13 protein-coding genes are annotated in these 16,949 nt (G+C 69.7%); 6 read left to right on the top strand and 7 right to left on the bottom strand.

Going from position 1 to position 16,949, the window contains the following annotated elements; genetic code table 11:
• Positions 1-141 precede the first annotated feature (141 nt).
• The 3 genes from JOD64_RS28630 to JOD64_RS28620 are packed head-to-tail and all read right to left on the bottom strand — an operon-like array spanning position 142 to position 3,332.
• Positions 142-1,881 (bottom strand): multicopper oxidase family protein, encoded by a 1,740-nt coding sequence (locus JOD64_RS28630; RefSeq protein WP_204945099.1) that lies wholly within the window; start codon positions 1,879-1,881, stop codon positions 142-144.
• Entirely contained in the window at positions 1,878-2,333 is a 456-nt protein-coding gene (locus JOD64_RS28625) for a DUF6220 domain-containing protein (protein WP_204945098.1), read from the bottom strand. The genes JOD64_RS28630 and JOD64_RS28625 overlap by 4 nt, the downstream gene beginning before the upstream one ends.
• A gap of 9 nt (positions 2,334-2,342) precedes the next feature.
• Positions 2,343-3,332, bottom strand: coding sequence for a carboxymuconolactone decarboxylase family protein (locus tag JOD64_RS28620; RefSeq protein ID WP_204945097.1), 990 nt, complete (start codon positions 3,330-3,332; stop codon positions 2,343-2,345).
• A gap of 142 nt (positions 3,333-3,474) precedes the next feature.
• Between JOD64_RS28620 and JOD64_RS28615 the strand changes: the two genes are divergently transcribed.
• From JOD64_RS28615 to JOD64_RS28600, 4 genes are all read left to right on the top strand, one after another.
• Positions 3,475-4,608: a sensor histidine kinase gene (locus JOD64_RS28615; protein ID WP_239559704.1), complete on the top strand. Its 1,134-nt coding sequence runs from the start codon at positions 3,475-3,477 to the stop codon at positions 4,606-4,608.
• Positions 4,605-5,267, top strand: a complete 663-nt coding sequence (locus tag JOD64_RS28610; protein WP_204945096.1) for a response regulator — start codon at positions 4,605-4,607, stop codon at positions 5,265-5,267. The genes JOD64_RS28615 and JOD64_RS28610 overlap by 4 nt, the downstream gene beginning before the upstream one ends.
• A gap of 107 nt (positions 5,268-5,374) precedes the next feature.
• On the top strand, positions 5,375-6,088 hold the full coding sequence (locus JOD64_RS28605; RefSeq protein ID WP_204945095.1) for a hypothetical protein: 714 nt from the start codon (positions 5,375-5,377) through the stop codon (positions 6,086-6,088).
• Positions 6,089-6,163: 75 nt separating this feature from the next.
• A complete protein-coding gene (locus JOD64_RS28600; protein WP_204945094.1) occupies positions 6,164-7,747 on the top strand; it encodes a gluconokinase in 1,584 nt (527 codons plus the stop codon).
• Between the two features lie 27 nt (positions 7,748-7,774).
• Here the strand turns inward: JOD64_RS28600 and JOD64_RS28595 are convergent, their stop codons facing one another.
• From JOD64_RS28595 to JOD64_RS28580, 4 genes are read right to left on the bottom strand one after another with little or no spacing between them, the layout of a single operon-like run.
• On the bottom strand, positions 7,775-8,662 hold the full coding sequence (locus tag JOD64_RS28595; protein ID WP_204945093.1) for an ABC transporter permease: 888 nt from the start codon (positions 8,660-8,662) through the stop codon (positions 7,775-7,777).
• The gene (locus JOD64_RS28590) at positions 8,662-9,534 is read right to left on the bottom strand and encodes an ABC transporter permease (protein WP_239559703.1); all 873 of its coding nucleotides are present in this window, start codon (positions 9,532-9,534) and stop codon (positions 8,662-8,664) included. Before JOD64_RS28590 ends, JOD64_RS28595 begins: the two co-directional genes overlap by 1 nt.
• A 23-nt stretch (positions 9,535-9,557) precedes the next feature.
• Positions 9,558-10,682, bottom strand: coding sequence for an ABC transporter ATP-binding protein (locus JOD64_RS28585; RefSeq protein ID WP_204945091.1), 1,125 nt, complete (start codon positions 10,680-10,682; stop codon positions 9,558-9,560).
• Positions 10,679-11,899, bottom strand: coding sequence for an extracellular solute-binding protein (locus JOD64_RS28580; RefSeq protein ID WP_204945090.1), 1,221 nt, complete (start codon positions 11,897-11,899; stop codon positions 10,679-10,681). The genes JOD64_RS28585 and JOD64_RS28580 overlap by 4 nt, the downstream gene beginning before the upstream one ends.
• Positions 11,900-12,154: 255 nt before the next feature.
• Between JOD64_RS28580 and JOD64_RS28575 the strand changes: the two genes are divergently transcribed.
• Both JOD64_RS28575 and JOD64_RS28570 read left to right on the top strand, forming a co-directional pair.
• Positions 12,155-13,237 (top strand): LacI family DNA-binding transcriptional regulator, encoded by a 1,083-nt coding sequence (locus JOD64_RS28575; protein ID WP_204945089.1) that lies wholly within the window; start codon positions 12,155-12,157, stop codon positions 13,235-13,237.
• 147 nt (positions 13,238-13,384) lie between these two features.
• On the top strand, positions 13,385-16,840 hold the full coding sequence (locus JOD64_RS28570; RefSeq protein ID WP_204945088.1) for an alpha-glucuronidase family glycosyl hydrolase: 3,456 nt from the start codon (positions 13,385-13,387) through the stop codon (positions 16,838-16,840).
• Positions 16,841-16,949: the final 109 nt, after the last annotated feature.

Genomic DNA, 16,949 nt, shown 5'->3' with positions numbered 1-16,949 from the left:
CGGCCCGCACATTGGTGGTGGTGGTTGATGCGGGTCGCTTTGTGAGCGTTAACAGGCCGCGACAGGTATGATACGGGAGCGCTCCCAGACCATCAACCTCGATCGATGCGGATCCTGTTTCCGTTCGCCCGGATCGGAGGATCACGAGTACATCAGGTGCATTGTCATCCCGGCGTCGGCGTGCGCCAGGTTGTGGCAATGGTTGGCCCACACTCCCGGGTTGTCGGCCCGGAACGCCACCTCCCACACCTCGCCCGGTCGGACGTCGAACGAGTCCAGCCACAACGGACTGCCGGCCGCCGGCTCCCCGTCGCGCGACAGCACCAGGACGTGATGGCCGTGCAGATGCCACGGGTGCACGATCTGAGATCGGTTGACGATCGTGAACCTGACGACGTCGCCGAGGCGGACGACCTGCGGCGGGATGTCCGGGTCGGCTGCGCCGTTGACGGTGTGGGCGTAGCGCGGCAGCAGTTCGTGCAGGTCGAGGCCGCGATCGAGAACGAGGGTGAACTCCCTGTCGATCCGGGGCCACGGCGCCGGCGAGGCGACGCCGTAGCTGAGCGGATCCAGCACCGGCCAGGCGCCCGTCGCGGTCGACACCGGTCCGGTCGAGTAGAGCGCCCGTCCGTCGACGAACAAGGCCACCGGCGTGGCGGGCGCGTTGAACACCAGGTCGTAGCGACCACCGGCCGGGATCAGCACGGCGGTGTCCACGAGCGACGTCGGGCCTCGCAGGTCGAAGCCGTCGATCGCGGCGACCCGGAACGCGGTCCCGGCCAGGGCGTAGCGGTGCGTCGTACTGTCGGTGTTGATCAGCCGTAGCCGCACGGGGGTGCCCGCCTCGACGGGCTCCGTTCTCGGCGCGGGCAGCGGCCGGCCCGCCAGCGTGTGCACCGGCACCGTGACGTCGAGGCCGGTCATCGGTCCCGGGCGGACCACCAGCACACCGTAGAGGCCCATCCGCACGCCGACGTCGGAGACCGAGTGCGTGTGGTACCAGTACGTACCGGTCTGATCGGCGCGGAACCGGTAGACGAATTCCTGTCCGGGCAGCACCGCCGCCTGCGTCACGCCGGGCACTCCGTCCTGGCTGTTCGGCACGTCGTACCCGTGCCAGTGCAGCGTGACGCCTCGCTCGATGTCCCGGTTGCGCAGCGTCACCTCCACGACGTCACCGACCACGGCGGTCAACTCCGGTCCGGGTACCTGCGCGTTGAACGCCCACGCCGCGACGTCGCGGCCACTCACCCGCACCGTGGCGGTCCCGGCCGTCAGGGTGAACCGCCTGGTGGGTTCGTCGACGGTCCGCGCATCCCGGTACCCATGGTCATGGGGTACGTCGAGCGCGCCGTCCGGGGCGGCGGTCAGCCCGGTTCCGGTGACCAGCGCCGCGACCGCCACCGCGAGGGTCGCCCGGGACACCGTCCGGGACGGGCGCGCGCCGAGGGCACGCCACGAGACCGCCGTCGCCGCGACGACCCCGGCGACCGTGAGCAGCCCCACTCCCGCCGACGCCGGGTAGCCGTGCAGGACCGTCACGAGCAGGGCGCCGCTCGTGGCGTACCCGGCGAACAGAAGCGGGACCGCGACGGACCGGATGTCGCCCGCGGCCCGCAGCAACCGCGGCCCGGCGATGGCCGCCGCCGCGAGTGACAGTGGGGCGGCGATGAGGACCTTCTCCGCCGCGAACCACCAGCCGGCGCGAGCGAGCGCGGTGATCGTGATCGCGCGGGCCAGCGTGGCGAGCAGCGCGAAGCCTGCCAACCCCAGTGCGAGCGGGCGACGCCGGGCGGCCGACGCGGCACCGCCGCCCAGCCAGCCGCCGGCCGCGAGCACCGCGATCACGAGGTCGACCGCTAGCAGCGAGCCCGTCGTCATACCGGCTCCCCTTCGCGGACGGTCACACCACCGATGGCGTCGGCCGGCGCCGGGTTGGCCAGCTCTCGCGCCCCCCGGAGGATGCCGACGACGACGTGCACCGCGATGATTCCGTTGACCGCGTGCAGCCCGGCGATGGTCAGGCCGACCGGACTGCTGACGCCCGCGGCGTCGGTGGACCCGTTGGCGAGCATGGCGGTGACCGCCTGCACCACGACGAGGCCGAGCGGCAGGATCGTCAGCCCGATGAGCCGACCCGGTGCCCTCGCCAGCGCGGCGAACAGAATCGTGAGAACGGTGAGGACCGGGATGATCACCACCCCGTTGACACTGTGCAGGGCAAACGAGTCGTCGTCCGCGGGCTTCGTGAACGCGCCCACGGCGGCGAGGACGAACTGCACGGCGAACGCGACGAGCAACAGAATGCTGACGATGACGAAGAGCTTGCGCATGGTGACCTCCTAGAGGTGCGCCGAAGCCAGGGCTCGGGCGACGTGGTCGGTGGCCGTGATCGCCCCGAAGGCGACCAGCCGTACGAGGTCGGCGTCGGCCGGATGGGAGAACCGCCAGAGAGCGACGTCACCGACGCTGACCGCACTCGGTGCGAACGCCGCCAACAGCGCGATCCGCGTTCCGACGCGATCCCGGCCGGGCACGTCCCGGACCAGGTCGATGGCCCAGTCCGCGGGCCTGGCCGGGAGTCGCCCGTCCTCCCAGCGCACGGTGGCGGTGACGGTCTGGCGTGCCACGTCGCCCAGGAGTTCCCCGCCCTGTGTGGCGGCTTCCTTCAACGCCGCGTACGCGACACCGACCGGGCTGTCCCCCGCCCAGCCCGGTGACGCGGTCGCGCCGACCGGGAGCAGCGGGAGGCTTCGGCCTGGTTCCTTCGGCTCCCGGGCCGTCCTGGCGTAGAGGCGGCCTCCGACCGACCGCACCAGCGGAGACCGTTGCAGACCGCCGGGGAGCAGATCGGAATCGAGCAGCGCCGACACGATCCGGTTGATGAAGTGGAAGGCGAGCAGTGTGCCGGTGATTTCGGGGCGGTACGGGCTGGACCAGTCGGCGGCTTCGGGGCTGCGGCTAGCCTGCGCCCAGCGGACGAGCTCGGCGTGCCTCGGTTCGGGTGGTGTCTCGCCCCGGGCGACGACCTCGGCCAGCTTCGGTTCGCCCAACGCGTGGAGCAGCAGCACGTGGGCGTCGACGCAGAACTGGCAGCGGTTCGCCCGGGACACCGCCGATGCGACGAGTTCGCGGTCGACCCGGGAGGCGTCGCCGGCGAGCAGTGCCTCGCGCAACAGCGCCCAGGTCGCGGCCAGCACCTCCGGTACGGCCGAGAGCGCCTGGAAGGTCGGCAGCGGTCCGAGGAATTCGTCCGACAGTTGGCGGTAGACCTGCGCGGTCAGACCGGTCGCGGTCGACGCTCTCACGGGAGTGAAGAAGCGGTATGTCATGGGTTCGATGCTTGCCTCGACGAACCGGGAAAACGTCGTGCCGCCGCAGACACTTGACCGACGGCCGATACCGCGTCCGCGGTACGCCTCCTACCGCGGCCGGTGGATGCTGCCTGAGGACGGCCCGTTCTACAGTTCGACCATGCGTCGCGACCTGCCGTACGCCCTCAGCGGCCTCGCCCTCGGCGCCCTCCTGCTCGGCAACGCCGCCATCGCGCCGGACGCCGCAGCGGTCGGGGCGGTCGACGTCGTCCTGGTTCTCGCCATGACGGTGGCCGTGGCGGTGTGCCGGCGGTATCCGGTGGTGGCGCTGAGCGTGGTGACAGTCACCATGCTGGCCCTCCACGTTCGGGTACACCCCGGGGTGGCCGCCGCGTTCCCCGTTCTCGGCGTGGTCTACGTCGCCGCCTGGCGGGGGCACCGGTCGGCCACCGCCGTGGCCAGCCTCGCCTTCCTCGGTGGGTTCCTGGCCCGCGACATCTCGGTGGCGCCGGCCGGCCGGCCGGGCCAGGTGATCGTCGAGCGGACGGCCCTGTTGCTGGGCTGGTTCGTGGCGGCCAACGTCGCCGGGCTGGTCGCGCGGCAGCGCCGGGCATACCTGGAACAGGTCGAGCAGCGGGCGATCGAGGCCGAACGCACCCGCGAGGAGATGGCGTTGCGTCGCGCCGGGGAGGAGCGCCTGCGCATCGCCCGCGACCTGCACGACTCTCTGACCCACAGCATCTCCGTGATCAAGGTGCAGGCCGGGATCGCCGTGCACCTGGCCCGCAAACACGGCGAGGAGCCGTCGGCCACGCTGCTGGCGATCCAGGAGGCCAGCGCTGCCGCGATGCGGGAGCTGCGCACGACGCTCGACGTCCTGCGCTCACCCGCCGACGAGGACCGCGTCGGGCTGGCCCGGGTGGACGAACTCGCCGAAAGGACCCGGGCGGCCGGCGTACCGGTACACATGACCGTCAGCGGCCCGCCCCGCCAGTTGCGCGCCGAGGTCGACGAGGCCGGGTATCGCGTTGTCCAGGAGGCGCTGACCAATGTGGCCCGCCACGCGGGCCTCGCGACCGCGCACATCCACGTCGAGTACGCCCCGGCCCAGCTCACCGTCTCGGTCACCGACGACGGCCAGGCGTCACCGGCCCGGCCGATGACACCGGGTGTGGGCCTGCGCGGTATGCGGGAGCGGGTTACCGGGCTGGGCGGCACCCTGCGGGCCGCCGCGCACGACGACGACCACGGGTTCACGGTGCGCGCGACCTTCCCGCTGGACGGCCCTTCATGATCCGGGTGTTGCTCGCCGACGACCAGGCTCTGATGCGAGCCGGATTCCGGGCCCTGCTCGACGCCGAGGACGACCTGGAGGTCGTCGGCGAGGCCACCGACGGCACCTCAGCGGTCCAACTGTCGCGCCGTCTGCGCCCGGACGTCGTGCTCATGGACGTGCAGATGCCGGGGCTCGACGGCATCGAAGCCACGAGGCGGATCGCCGCTGATCCCGACCTCACCGCGACCCACGTCCTCATCCTCACCAACTACGGGCTCGACTCCTACGTCTTCGCCGCCCTCCGCGCGGGCGCCAGCGGTTTCCTCCTCAAGGACGCCGACCCCGCCGACCTGCTGCAGGCCATCGCCGTTGTGGCCCGCGGCGACGCACTGCTCGCGCCGGCCGTCACGCGTACGCTCATCAGCGAGTTCGTGTCCGGCCCACCACCGGCCGAGCCGGCGGCCGGCCGCGACGTGCTGACCAGCCGCGAGCAGGAGATCGTCGAGCTGGTCGGCAAAGGGCTGAGTAACGACGAGATCGCCGTGCGCATGGTGATCAGTCCGTTGACCGCCAAAACGCACGTGAATCGCGCGATGATGAAGCTGCACTGCCGCGACCGAGCCCAGTTGGTCGTGTGGGCGTACGAGTCGGGACTTGTCACTGCGCGCCGCCGCTGACCGCCAGCGCGATTCGTTGGTCGTTGGACCACCCCGTCGGCACACGACGGAGGTCTGACGCACTAACATTGCCGCCGTCCGCGACGGCTCTGCTGAAACGAGGCGACATGCGCTGGCTCCGGCGGTTGCTGGGCGGTAGGCGGGTCCAGCTCGATCCGGAACGACAGCAGGCGCTGCTGCGGGACGTTCAGCACCGATACGGCGCCCATGCGCAGACCCGGTTCACCGAGCAGGTCGAGACGCTGACCGCGACGCTGAACAGTGACGACGGCCTGGTGGTGGCGGCACGAGTCGTGGGTCAGGTCGCCGATGAGGCCCACCTGGACCTGCAGGCCCAGGCCCAGGAGATTCTCCGACGGACGGGCCGGCGGCTGCTGGTGCACCGCCGCAACTACCGGCCGCTGTGGAGGGAGGCCGGTCCTGCCCTGCGGTGGCCGCTGTTCGCGTTGCCGTCCGGCTTCCACCCGTATGCGCAGGTGGCCGCCGCCGTCGCGGTGGTCGGCAGCCGAGCGCACCGGCTCGACCGGGTGACCGACCCGAACCCGCTCCTGACCCGGGTGTTCGAGGTGCTCGACCTCACCACCGCCGGCTGGGAGTACGGCCGGGTGCGGGTGGACACCGACGCCGCCACTCTGGCCAGTCACCTGATCACGAGCGCCGGGCAGGTCCTCGCGGCCGTCGATGACCCTCCGCGGCTGCCACCTCCGGTCCGTGAGTTGATGCGCCGCAACAACACCTTCGACGTGTACGACCCGGCTGGCCCTCGGGTCGTGGGTGGGATCAATCTGGGTGCGAGGATGCGGGAGAATTTCCTGGTCTGACGGTGCCGGGCGACCGCGACGACAACTGCGCGCAACCGCTTGCCGGTGCGGGGAACGTCGCCTGAACATGTGCGCATGGGGCCAGGGCGTGGTGTCATTCTCGGGGTCGACGTGGGCACCACGGCTGTCCGGGCGGCCGCTTTCGCGCTGGACGGCACCGTGCGGCACGTCGCGACGCGGACGTACCCGCTGCTTCAGCCGGTGCCCGGCTGGCAGGTACAGGATCCGGATGTGCTCGTGGCGGCCACTCTGGAGGCGATCGCCGCCTGTGTCGCCGACACCGCCGGGCCGGAGGTGGTCGCGCTCGCGCTGAGTTCCGCCATGTACGGCCTGATCGGGTTGGACGCGGCCATGACGCCGAGGACGCCGCTGCTGACCTGGTTGGACTCACGGTCGTCGGAGGCGGCCCGCGACCTGTGGATGTCCGGCCAGAGCCGGGAGCTGCACCGGTTGACGGGGACGCCCGTGCACCCGATGAGCCCTCTCTGCAAGCTCATGTGGTTCGCCCGCCACGAGCCGCATCTCTGCACGACGACGCGGTGGTGGGTCGGCCTCAAGGACTACGTGCTCCATCGGCTCACCGGAAGGCTGGTGACCGAGCTGTCCTCGGCGTCCGGCACGGGGTTGTTCGACGTTCACCGTCGGGTCTGGAGCCCGGCGGTGCTCAACCTCGTCGGGGTGGCGGAGGGCCAACTGCCGCCGGTCCTGCCCACCACGGCGTTGCTGCGGTTGTCGGCGGCGGCCGGACGGGCCGTCGGCCTGCCGTCCGGTACACCCGTCGTCGTCGGCGCGGGAGACAGCCCGTTGGGCAACCTGGGCGCCGCCGCGATCGACAGCACCGTCGGCAGCCTGACGCTCGGAGCTACCGGGGCCTTGCGTACCGTCGTCGCCGCTCCCCTCGCGGACCCTGCGGAGTCCCTCTTCTGCGCCGCGTTGACCGAGGACGCCTGGATTGTCGGCGGATCGGTCGGCAACGGCGGCAACGTCGTGCGGTGGGCGGGACACACCCTCGCTCCCGACCTGGCCACGGCGTCCGGGGACGGCCGTCCCGGGCCCGCGCTCCTACGCCTCGCCGAGCGGATTCCCCCGGGCAGCGACGGCCTCGTGATGCTGCCCTATCTGCTGGCCGACCGGGCACCGGCCGGCCAGTCCGGCCCACCCGGCGCGTATCTGGGGTTGCGCAGCGAGCACACCCGCGGCCACCTGGTGCGGGCCGCCGTCGAGGGCGTGTGCCTGCAACTCGGCGGTGTCCGTGACCGCCTGGCCGAGCTGACGCCGATCAGCAGCGTGCGGCTGACCGGCGGCGCCTTCCGTGCGCCGTTGTGGCGCGAGGTGATGGCCGCGGTCCTGGATTGTCCAGCCCAGCTTGCCGGCGAGGACGATGACCCCACCCTCGGCGCCGCCGCGCTCGGGCTCTTCGCGATCGGCCTCGCACCCGACCTCAAGGACGCTGTCGCCCTGCTCGATCCCGACGGTGCCCACACCGAGCCGATCACGGTCGACCCGAGCCTCGCCACTGCCTACCGCGGTCTGCGTGCGAAGCTGCCCGCGCTCGTCACGGTCCTGGGCCGTGTGGGCGAGATCCTCGACGAGGTGGCGGCCGGCCCGGGTGTTGACTGGCGGGTCACCGCGGCGCCGTGGGACACCGTGGGCGGTTGACCGGACCGACCATGTGTTGCCCGGGCCTCAGTGCTCGGGGTCCTCCTTGACCTGGGCGACGAGCTGGGTCGGGTTGACGTAGCGCAGTGCGACGACGAGCAGGACGAGCATCATCGAGGTGTAGATGACCGCCATCGCGTCGACCGACTGCTGCGCCCTGATCCCGGACGCGGACATCGAGTAGTAGAGCGCCACGACGAGGGTCTGTGAGTCCGGTCCCGCGGTCAGGAAGGTGAGCTCGAACATGCCGACGGTCCGGACGAGAACGAGGATCGCGGACGCGAGGATGCCCGGCACGAGCAACGGCGTGAGGACCCGCAGGAACACCGTCCGCAGGCCCGCACCGCACATGCGCGCGGCGCTCTCGATCCGCGGGTCGATCTGCTCGATGAAGGGCGTCATGGTCAGGATGACGAAGGGCACCGAGGGTACGAGATTGGCGAGCACGACCCCGGACATGTTCCCGGCCAGGCCGAACTTGTAGAGCACCGTCGCCAACGGGATGCCGTACGTGATCGGTGGCATGAGGATGGGCAGCAGGAACACGAGGAAGATCAGCCGCTTGCCGGGGAACGACCGTCGTGCGAGGACGTAGGCCGCCGGCACGCCGATCAGCAGCGAGAGGCCCACGACGAGTACGGAGACTTCCAGTGTCACGACGATGACCTGCAGGAGGGCGAACTCGTCCCAGGCCCGGCCGTACCAGCTGGTGGTGTAGCCGTCGGGCAACCAGGTGTCGAACCAGCGCTGGCCGAACGAGCTGACCAGCACGGACGCCACGACGCCCAGCAGGTTGAGGAAGAAGAAGATGACGACGCCCCACACGATCCAGGCGGCCGGGCGAGCGGTGATGCGCCGCCGTCGGTCGGTGGTGGCGGGGGGCGGCGATGGTCGCGTCCGCGTGATCGTTGCCATCAGCCCTTGCCTCCGGTGGAGCCTGTGTAGAAACGGCTGCGAGCGGCCAGGACCAGCGCGATGATGACCAGCTCGACGAAGCCCATGATCATCGCGATCGCCGACGCGTACGGGTAGTCGTACTGCTCGTAGGCCGCCTGGTATGCGGCGAGGGAGATGACCCGCGTCTCACCCGCCGGGTTGCCGACCAGGACGGCCGACGGGAACACGCTGAACGCCAGCACGAACGTCAGGCAGAAGGTCGTGGCCAAACCCGGCATCAGCAGCGGGAGGGTGATCCGGGTGAACCGGCGACGCCAGTCCGCTCCCAGCGTCGCGGCCGCCCGTTCCAGGGTGGGGTCGATCCCGGAGAGGTAGGAGAGCACCAGCAGGAACGCGAACGGAAAACCGGTGATCACCAGTGAGAAGAACACGCCCCAGTAGTTGTGGGTCAGCCGCACCGGCTCGTCGACGAGGTTCGCCGCGAGCAGGATCCGGTTGAACCAACCGGTCGGGCCGAGGAAGTTCAGCAACCCCTGGGCGGTGAGGACCGTGCCGAGCGTGATCGGCACGACCAGCAGTGTGGTGACCAGCCGCTTGCCCCGGAACCGGCCGCGCATCCGGTAGGCGATCGGCACGGCGGCGAGGACGTTCAGCAGCGCGGCGGGCAGCGCGATCCGCAGCGTGATCCAGATCGTGCCCCGCTCGTAGGAGTCGGAGAAGAACCGGGCGTAGTCGCTGAACGGGCCGCCGTCGGTCGGCTGGAACGAGAGCGTCAGACCGTAGAAGAACGGGTAGAGGAACAGGGCGATGACGAAGACCAGCGCCGGCACCAGCAGCCAGAGCTGACGGTCGACGCCCCGCTCGGCGAGACGGTGCTGCCAGTGCGCCAACGGTCTGCCTGGTCCGGCGCCGCTCACCGCGTTGCCCCCGAGGTGTCCGCGAGGCGGTCGGGCCGCGGGTCGGTCTCCCGCGTCGCGTCGACGGGATAGACGAGAAGCCGCTGCGGATCGATGGAGAGCTTGACCTGGTCGCCCGGTGCGACCCGCTGCTCGGTACGCAGGTGCAGCGCCTGGCCGGTGTCGGTGCGAGCCTCAGCCGCCAACTCCCGGCCCTGATACTCCACCACCTCGATGGTCGCCGACATGGCGTTGGGGGTCTCGCCGGGGCCGTCGACGCGGACGTCCTCGGGGCGTACCGCGACCATCACATCCGACTGGGTGGGGAGGTCACCGATGGCCTCGCCGAGCAGCCGGTGGCCGGACGACTCGAGCGTGACCCGGGTGCCGTCCACCTGCTGCACCCGTCCCCGCCACAGGTTGCGGTAGCCCATGAAGTCGGCGACGTGCCAGTTTGCCGGCCGGGTGTGCAACTCGCGCGGCGACCCGATCTGCTGCACCCGCCCTTCCCGCAGCACCACCAGCCGATCGGCCAGGGAGAGCGCCTCCTCCTGGTCGTGGGTGACGTAGACGGTGGTGAGCCCCAGCGACTGGTGCAGCCGGCGGATCTCGGTACGCATCTCCAGACGCAGTTTGGCGTCGAGGTTGCTCAACGGTTCGTCCATCAGCACGAGCGACGGCTCGAACACCACGGCGCGGGCGATGGCGACGCGTTGCTGCTGACCACCCGAGAGCTGGCCGGGCAGCTTGTCGACGTGGTCCTCAAGGCGCACCAGCCGCACCGCCTCCTCCGTACGCCGGCGCGTCTCCTCCTTCGGCAGCCGCCGCATGCGCAGCCCGAAGGCGATGTTCGCCCGGACCGTCAGGTGGGGAAAGAGGGCGTAGCTCTGGAACACCATGCCGAAGCCGCGGCGCTCCGGTGGCAGCGTGTCGATCCGGCGCTCGTCCTGCCAGATGCTCCCCTGGGTCAGCGGCAGGAGCCCCGCCAGGCAGTTCAATGCGGTCGACTTGCCGCAGCCGGACGGGCCGAGCAGGGCGATGAACTCGCCCGTTTCGATCGTCAGGTCCAGCTCGGTGAGCGCGTCCTGGCCGCCGAACCGACGGGACACACCGTCCAACCGCAGCTGGGTGAAGGCGCTCATCCCTGCTTGACCTTCCCGCCGCCGATCTCGCGGTCCCAACGGTTGAACGCCGCCACGAGGCTCTTCGCGTCGAGCGGAACCTCGGTCGGGTTTCCGGCGATCAGCGCGTCGTACTCGGAGCGGCCGAACTCCCGGATCGCGTCCTGGCTCTTCTGCGGCGCTGACGAGAGCCCGACGTCCTTCACCGCCGGCCCCGGGTAGAAGTAGCCCTCGTCGTACGCCTTCGCCTGCTGCTCGGGGGTGAGCATGAACGCGAGCAGGGCGAGCACCGCGGCCTGCGTGTCGGTCGAGATGCCCTTGGGCAGCACGGCGTAGTGCGCGTCGGTGACCCAGTGGAAACCGTCGATCGTGGCGATCCTGGCGTCCTTGGGCACGGTGCCCAGCACCCGGGGATTGATGTCCCAGCCGGTCGTGCTGACGATCAGGTGAGCGGTGCCGTTGGCGAGGTTCTTCATCGTCTCGGTGGTGCCGGACGGGTAGTAGTCGACGTACTGGCCCAACTCCTTGAGGAAGGCCCACGTCTTGTCCCACCCCGCCGTCGGATCCTTGGGGTTCGTGTCGTCCAGGATGTAGGGCAGGCCCATCAGGAACGTCCGACCGGGGCCGGAGTTGGCGGGTCGTGCGTACTGAAATTTCTTGGGGTTGCTCTTGGCCCAGGCGAGCAGGGCGTCCGCGCTGGTCGGCGGCGTCGGCAGCCGGGACGGCAGGTATTCGAGCAGCGGACCGGACGGGTAGTAGGTGACCGTGACGCCGGCGTTGCCGGCGAGTTGCTGCATCGCGGCGGCCGGTTGCAGGTAGTTTCCCATGCCGCTGAGGCGGTCCTGGAACTTTGGCAACACGTCGATCCAGAGGCCCTGCTCGATCCCCGCGGCCAGACCGTCGACGCCGGTCAGCACGAGACCGATGTCCACCCGGTCTGCGCCCTGCTGAGCCTTGATCTTGCCGGCCAGCTCGGGTGCCGGTGCCTTCGAATAGGTCACCCGGGAGATCACCCCGGAGTTCTTGGAGACGAACTCGTCGATCATCCCCTGCGTCAGCTGCAGGTTGCCGGCGACGTCGAGAACGTTGAGCGTCACGGCTCGACCGGGCCGCTCCGGCACCTCGCCCGTGGTGTCGCCCGAGGACTTGCCGGGACTGTCCGGCGCCCCACACCCGACGGCGCCCACAAAGAGCGACGATGCCGTGACCATGAGAGCGCCGCGCCGCGTCATACCCATGAGTCGTTCCCTTCATCGACTACCCGGGCCGGCCAGGTAGGTCCACGCTGCGCTCAGGTGAGGTCGCCCCGGCGAGGCTGCCCTACCCGCGCCATCCGTCATGCATTGAGACAGCCGACGCGGACCGACGGCAACGGGTTGCCATGTATTGCCTTGCGCGAATGTGTCCAAGCCGGCGGAATGTTGCGCGGGCATTGCCGAGTACTCACCGGCGTCTTACCATGATCACGGCGCGTAGCCGGGAGGAGCATGAAGATGCCCGACCACAGCAGGCCGCCCGACAAGAGGGTCACGATCTACGACGTCGCGCTTGCCGCCGCCGTCTCACCCTCCACGGTGTCCCGTGCCTTCTCCCGACCGAGCCGCGTCAATTCCGAGACCGCCGAGCGGATCCGGCAGGTCGCCGAGCGGCTGGGCTACCGGACCAACCCACTCGCACGCGCCCTGACCACGGCACGCACGCACATGATCGCGCTGGTCATCGCCGACATCACCAACCCGGTGTACGCCGAGATCGTCCGCGGCGCGCAGGAGGCCGCGATCGGCGACGAATACACCACCGTGCTGATCGACGCCCAGGAGTCCGACCGGCTGGAACGGGCGGCGATCGAACGCACGATGTCGACCGTCGACGGCATCGTGCTGGCCAGCAGCCGGATGTCGGACTCGGCCATCCGGATGTTCGCCAAGCAGCGGCCGGTGGTGGTCCTCAACCGCGCCATCGCGGACGTGCCCTGCGTCGTGACGGACAACCCGCGTGGGGCCCGGCGGGCCGCCGAGCACCTCGGTGAGCTGGGGCACGACCACATCACGTACGTCGCGGGGCCGGAGGCGTCCTGGCCGAACGGCATCCGCTGGCGGTCGCTGCTCGAAGCGGGCATGGAGCTGGAGATCAAGGTGCGCCAGATCGGCCCGTACAGCCCGACCATCGAGGGCGGCGAACGCGCCGCCGAGGAGTTGTGCGCTCGTCCGGCGACGGCGGTCCTCGCCTTCAACGACCAGATGGCGATCGGCCTCATCCGTGGTCTCAGCCGCAAAGGCGTCAACGTTCCGGGCGACGTCAGCATCGTGGGCTTCGACAACATCCTCGCCGCTGACATCGTCACACCCGGGCTGACCACTGTCGCGGCACCGTTCTACGCGGCGGGCTCGGCCGCGGCCCGGCATCTGCTCACGATGATCGAGGGGGCCCCTGGGCACACCGGCCGACCGATGGTCCTGCCGGTACGCCTCGTGGTCCGCCAATCGACGGCCGCCCGCAACCTGAACCCGGGTCGGGTCCGCCCACCCTGGGTACGGCAGCGGCCCGCGACCCAACCGGCGGCGCACCTGCCGTGAGGTCGGAAGGCCCGCGACAAGAAACGACAACTCGTTGCCGATGCTGGGCGGCGCCGGACAGTATCGGCGCATCCGCCCATCCATCCACGTCACTGCGTTCGCGAGATGGTCGATCGACGTCTCGAGCGGACGAAGGAGGAGAAGGCAATGAACCGAGGTTCGGTGCCCAGGCTACGACGAAGTCTCATCGTGCTGGGCACGGCGCTCACCATGATCGCGGCCACCCTCACGGTCGCCACGACGCCCGTCGCCGCAGCCCAGTCGCCCGACGACTACAGCGGCTCAGACCTGTGGCTGCGGTACGTGCCGGTCAGCGACGCGAAGCTGCTCCGCGACTACCGTCGAACGGCCACGGCGATCGTGGTCGAGAACGCCGACGCCGACAAGGTCCACCGGCGCACGGCAGACCTCGCCATGGCGCCCGGCTCCACCGAGAAGCTGGCCGAGACCACGCTCGGAGCCGCCCGCGACGAATTGGTCCGGGGCCTGAGCGGGCTCCTCGGTCAGGCGACACCCGTAACGACGAAGATCGGCGGCAGGATCCCGGACGGTTCGGTCGTGGTGGGTACGCCGGCAAGCTCACCGCTGGTGCGCCACGCCGTCTCGACCCGCGAGCTGGCCCAGGTCGGCGACGAGGGTTACCTCGTGCGCTCCGTGTCCCATGGCAGGGACAGGTTCACCGTCATCGCCGGCAACAGCGACCTCGGCGCGCTCTACGGGACCTACGCCTTCCTGCGGCTGATGCAGACGCAGAAGCCCATCGACCACCTCCGCATCTCGGAGACACCGAAGATCAAGCATCGGTTGTTGAACAACTGGGAGACCGAGCGCCTCTACGCCGGCAACAACGCCTCCGGACTGGGCGGGTTGAACGGGGAGAACGGGGCGATCTTCAACTTCGCCGCCACCGGAGCAAGCGCCGGAAAGAATCTCCCCGTCATCCTCGACCGCTACATCGTCGTGGCACGCGCGTTGGCCTCGCTCGGCATCAACGGCATCACCATCAACAACGTCAACGCCGACAACGCCTACCTGACGAGCACCCGCATCGCACAGGAGGCGGCCCTCGCCGACGCCCTGCGCCCGTACGGCATCAAGCTGGGCCTCTCGATCCGCTACACCGCGCCGACAGACAGCCGATTCGCGCCGGACACGCTGACCAACAGCCAACTCGACCCCTACGGCGCCGACTTCCGGGGCTGGTGGAACCGCAGGGCCCAGATGATCAAGACCGCCATCCCGGACTTCATGGGCTTCACCGTGAAGGCCAACTCGGAGGGTCAGCCCGGGCCACAGGACTTCGGGTACGACCACGGCGACGGCGCCAACGGCATCGGCGCCGCGGTCGCCCCGCTCGGGATGACCGTGCACTGGCGGACGTTCGTCTACAACGCCGAGGTCGACAACGACCGACTCAAGCGGGCCTACCTGGAGTTCGGGCCGATCGACGACGAAGCCCAGCCCGACGGCACCAGGGGACGCTTCGCCGACAACGTGTTCCTCCAGACCAAGAACGGGCCACTGGACTTCCAGGCCCGGGAGCCCATCCACCCGATGTTCGGCCGGATGGAGAACACCAACCAGGCCCTGGAACTCCAGATCACCCAGGAGTACACCGGTCAGAACTGGATGCTGAGCTACCTCGGCCCGATGTACGAGGAGATCCTCAAAACCGACACGTACGCCACCGACGCAGGTGGCAAGCTGCTGAAGAAGCGCCTGGTCGGCGACATCGTCGACGGGAGCGCCCAGCACCATCCGGACACCGCCATCGTCGGTGTCGCCAACCTCGGCAACGCCGACAACCTGACCGGGCACCACTTCTCCCAGGCGAACCTCTTCGCCTTCGGCCGCCAGGCCTGGGACTGGAAGCTCAACTCGGCGGACATCGCGACCGACTGGGTCCGGATGACCTGGGGCAACGACAAGCGTGTCGTCGACACCATCCGGAAGATGATGATGGGCTCGTGGGAGGCGCTGGTCAGCTATCAGACGCCGCTGGGCATCGGCCACCAGTTCGCCGAGGGCGCCCACTACCGTCCCGACCCCGCCGACTGGGCGGGCCGCGACGACTGGAGCCCGGTCTACTACAACCAGGCCGACACCGTCGGCCTGGGCTTCGACCGCTCCCCCACCGGCAGCAACCTGGCCGCCCAGTACTTCCCCCGGCTCCAGCAACGCTACGGGGACATCGACTCGGTGCCGGAGAACCTGCTGATGTGGTTCCACCATGTGCCATGGGGCCATCGGATGGACAGTGGCCGGACCTTCTGGGACGAGTTGGTCTACCGCTACCAGATGGGCGTCCAGTACGTGACCTGGATGCGGGAGACCTGGGAGGCGCTCCAGCCCGACATCGACGCGCGACGGTTCGCAGAGGTCCGCGCCAAGCTGGCCGTTCACGAGACAGATGCCGCCGACTGGCGGGACACCTCGGTGAACTACTGGAAGGAGTTCAGCGGGCGGGACATCCCGGTCGACGACGCGCCGCTCTCGGCCAAGATCGTCGTGAACGGCAAGGAGTTCGGCGGCTTCAACCTGTCCGACAACTCGTACACCATCCCGGTTCCGGCCGGGGCGTCGCCCACCATCACGAAGGTGCGGACGGCCGACCGGAAGGCTCGCTACGAGATCATCTCCCAGGCCGCCGACGTACCCGGACAGGCGGTCGTCAAGGTGACGACGGAGAGCTTCTTCGGCCCTCTCGTGAAGAACTACGTCTTCAACCTGGTTCCCGACACGACACTGACGGCCTTGCGCGTCGACGGCAAGCGCCTGGCATCCTTCTCGCCGACGGTGCTGCGCTACAACGCACTCGCGCCGGCCGGCACCACGACCGTGCCGGCGGTCACCGCCAGCGCCGCCGACCCCGCGGCCTCGGTCACCATCGAGCAGGCGACCAGCGCCACCGGGCAGGCGCGGGTCACCGTCACGAACGGCGAGGCATCGTCGGTCTACACGGTGGACCTGAACACCACCATCACCGGCAGCGACGAGTTCGACTCCACCCAACTCGGATCCCAGTGGCAGTGGGTACGGCCGGACGAGAGTAAATGGCGGCTGGCCGACGGATCGTTGGTCATCACCGCCCAGCAGGGTGACCTGCAGGGCAACACCAACACCGCGAAGAACCTGGCCCTTCAGAACGTCGACGGCGACTGGACGGCCGAATCCAGGATCGTCTTCTCCCGCCCACTCGCCAACAACAACGAACAGGGCGGTGTCCTCGCCTACGCCGACGACAACAACTACGTGAAGCTCGCCTGGGAGATGGGCAACGCGACCGCCGCCAACAAGGTCCGGCTCGTCCTCCTCCGCGAGCAGAACGGTGCGACATCGACGCTGGAGATCACCGGTGCCGACGCCCAGCGGATCGTCGGGGCCGACGGCGCCATCTGGCTCCGGCTGACCAAGATCGGTGACAGCTACCGCGCCTACTACTCCCGTGACGGAAGCGTCTACCGCTACATCGGCTCCACGACGCTGAACGCCGAACCGACGAAGGCCGGGCTGATGGCCTTCAACCGGGCCGGCACCTCCACCGACCTCGACGTCACCTTCGACTACTACCGGATCGAGAGCCGAGGGGAGCGCATCCGCTAGACGAATAAGTCCTAACTCAAGACGGGGCTGGGGTCGCAGCGAAAAGCGCTCGCCATCCGCTTCGGCTGCCCGCCATGTCGATGTGCTGTTGAGCGGTATACCTCAGAGG

It is taken from the genome of Micromonospora luteifusca, assembly GCF_016907275.1.
Taxonomy (GTDB): Bacteria; Actinomycetota; Actinomycetes; order Mycobacteriales; family Micromonosporaceae; genus Micromonospora; species Micromonospora luteifusca.
The sequence above is the reverse complement of the archived record's forward strand: the minus strand, read 5'-3'. Positions and strand labels throughout refer to the sequence as shown.

Coding starts and splice junctions, on each gene's coding strand:
- JOD64_RS28630 (WP_204945099.1), bottom strand. CDS start 1,881: ATGACGACGGGCTCGCTGCTAGCGGTCGACCTCGTGATCGCGGTGCTC.
- JOD64_RS28625 (WP_204945098.1), bottom strand. CDS start 2,333: ATGCGCAAGCTCTTCGTCATCGTCAGCATTCTGTTGCTCGTCGCGTTC.
- JOD64_RS28620 (WP_204945097.1), bottom strand. CDS start 3,332: ATGACATACCGCTTCTTCACTCCCGTGAGAGCGTCGACCGCGACCGGT.
- JOD64_RS28615 (WP_239559704.1), top strand. CDS start 3,475: ATGCGTCGCGACCTGCCGTACGCCCTCAGCGGCCTCGCCCTCGGCGCC.
- JOD64_RS28610 (WP_204945096.1), top strand. CDS start 4,605: ATGATCCGGGTGTTGCTCGCCGACGACCAGGCTCTGATGCGAGCCGGA.
- JOD64_RS28605 (WP_204945095.1), top strand. CDS start 5,375: ATGCGCTGGCTCCGGCGGTTGCTGGGCGGTAGGCGGGTCCAGCTCGAT.
- JOD64_RS28600 (WP_204945094.1), top strand. CDS start 6,164: ATGGGGCCAGGGCGTGGTGTCATTCTCGGGGTCGACGTGGGCACCACG.
- JOD64_RS28595 (WP_204945093.1), bottom strand. CDS start 8,662: ATGGCAACGATCACGCGGACGCGACCATCGCCGCCCCCCGCCACCACC.
- JOD64_RS28585 (WP_204945091.1), bottom strand. CDS start 10,682: ATGAGCGCCTTCACCCAGCTGCGGTTGGACGGTGTGTCCCGTCGGTTC.
- JOD64_RS28580 (WP_204945090.1), bottom strand. CDS start 11,899: ATGGGTATGACGCGGCGCGGCGCTCTCATGGTCACGGCATCGTCGCTC.
- JOD64_RS28575 (WP_204945089.1), top strand. CDS start 12,155: ATGCCCGACCACAGCAGGCCGCCCGACAAGAGGGTCACGATCTACGAC.
- JOD64_RS28570 (WP_204945088.1), top strand. CDS start 13,385: ATGAACCGAGGTTCGGTGCCCAGGCTACGACGAAGTCTCATCGTGCTG.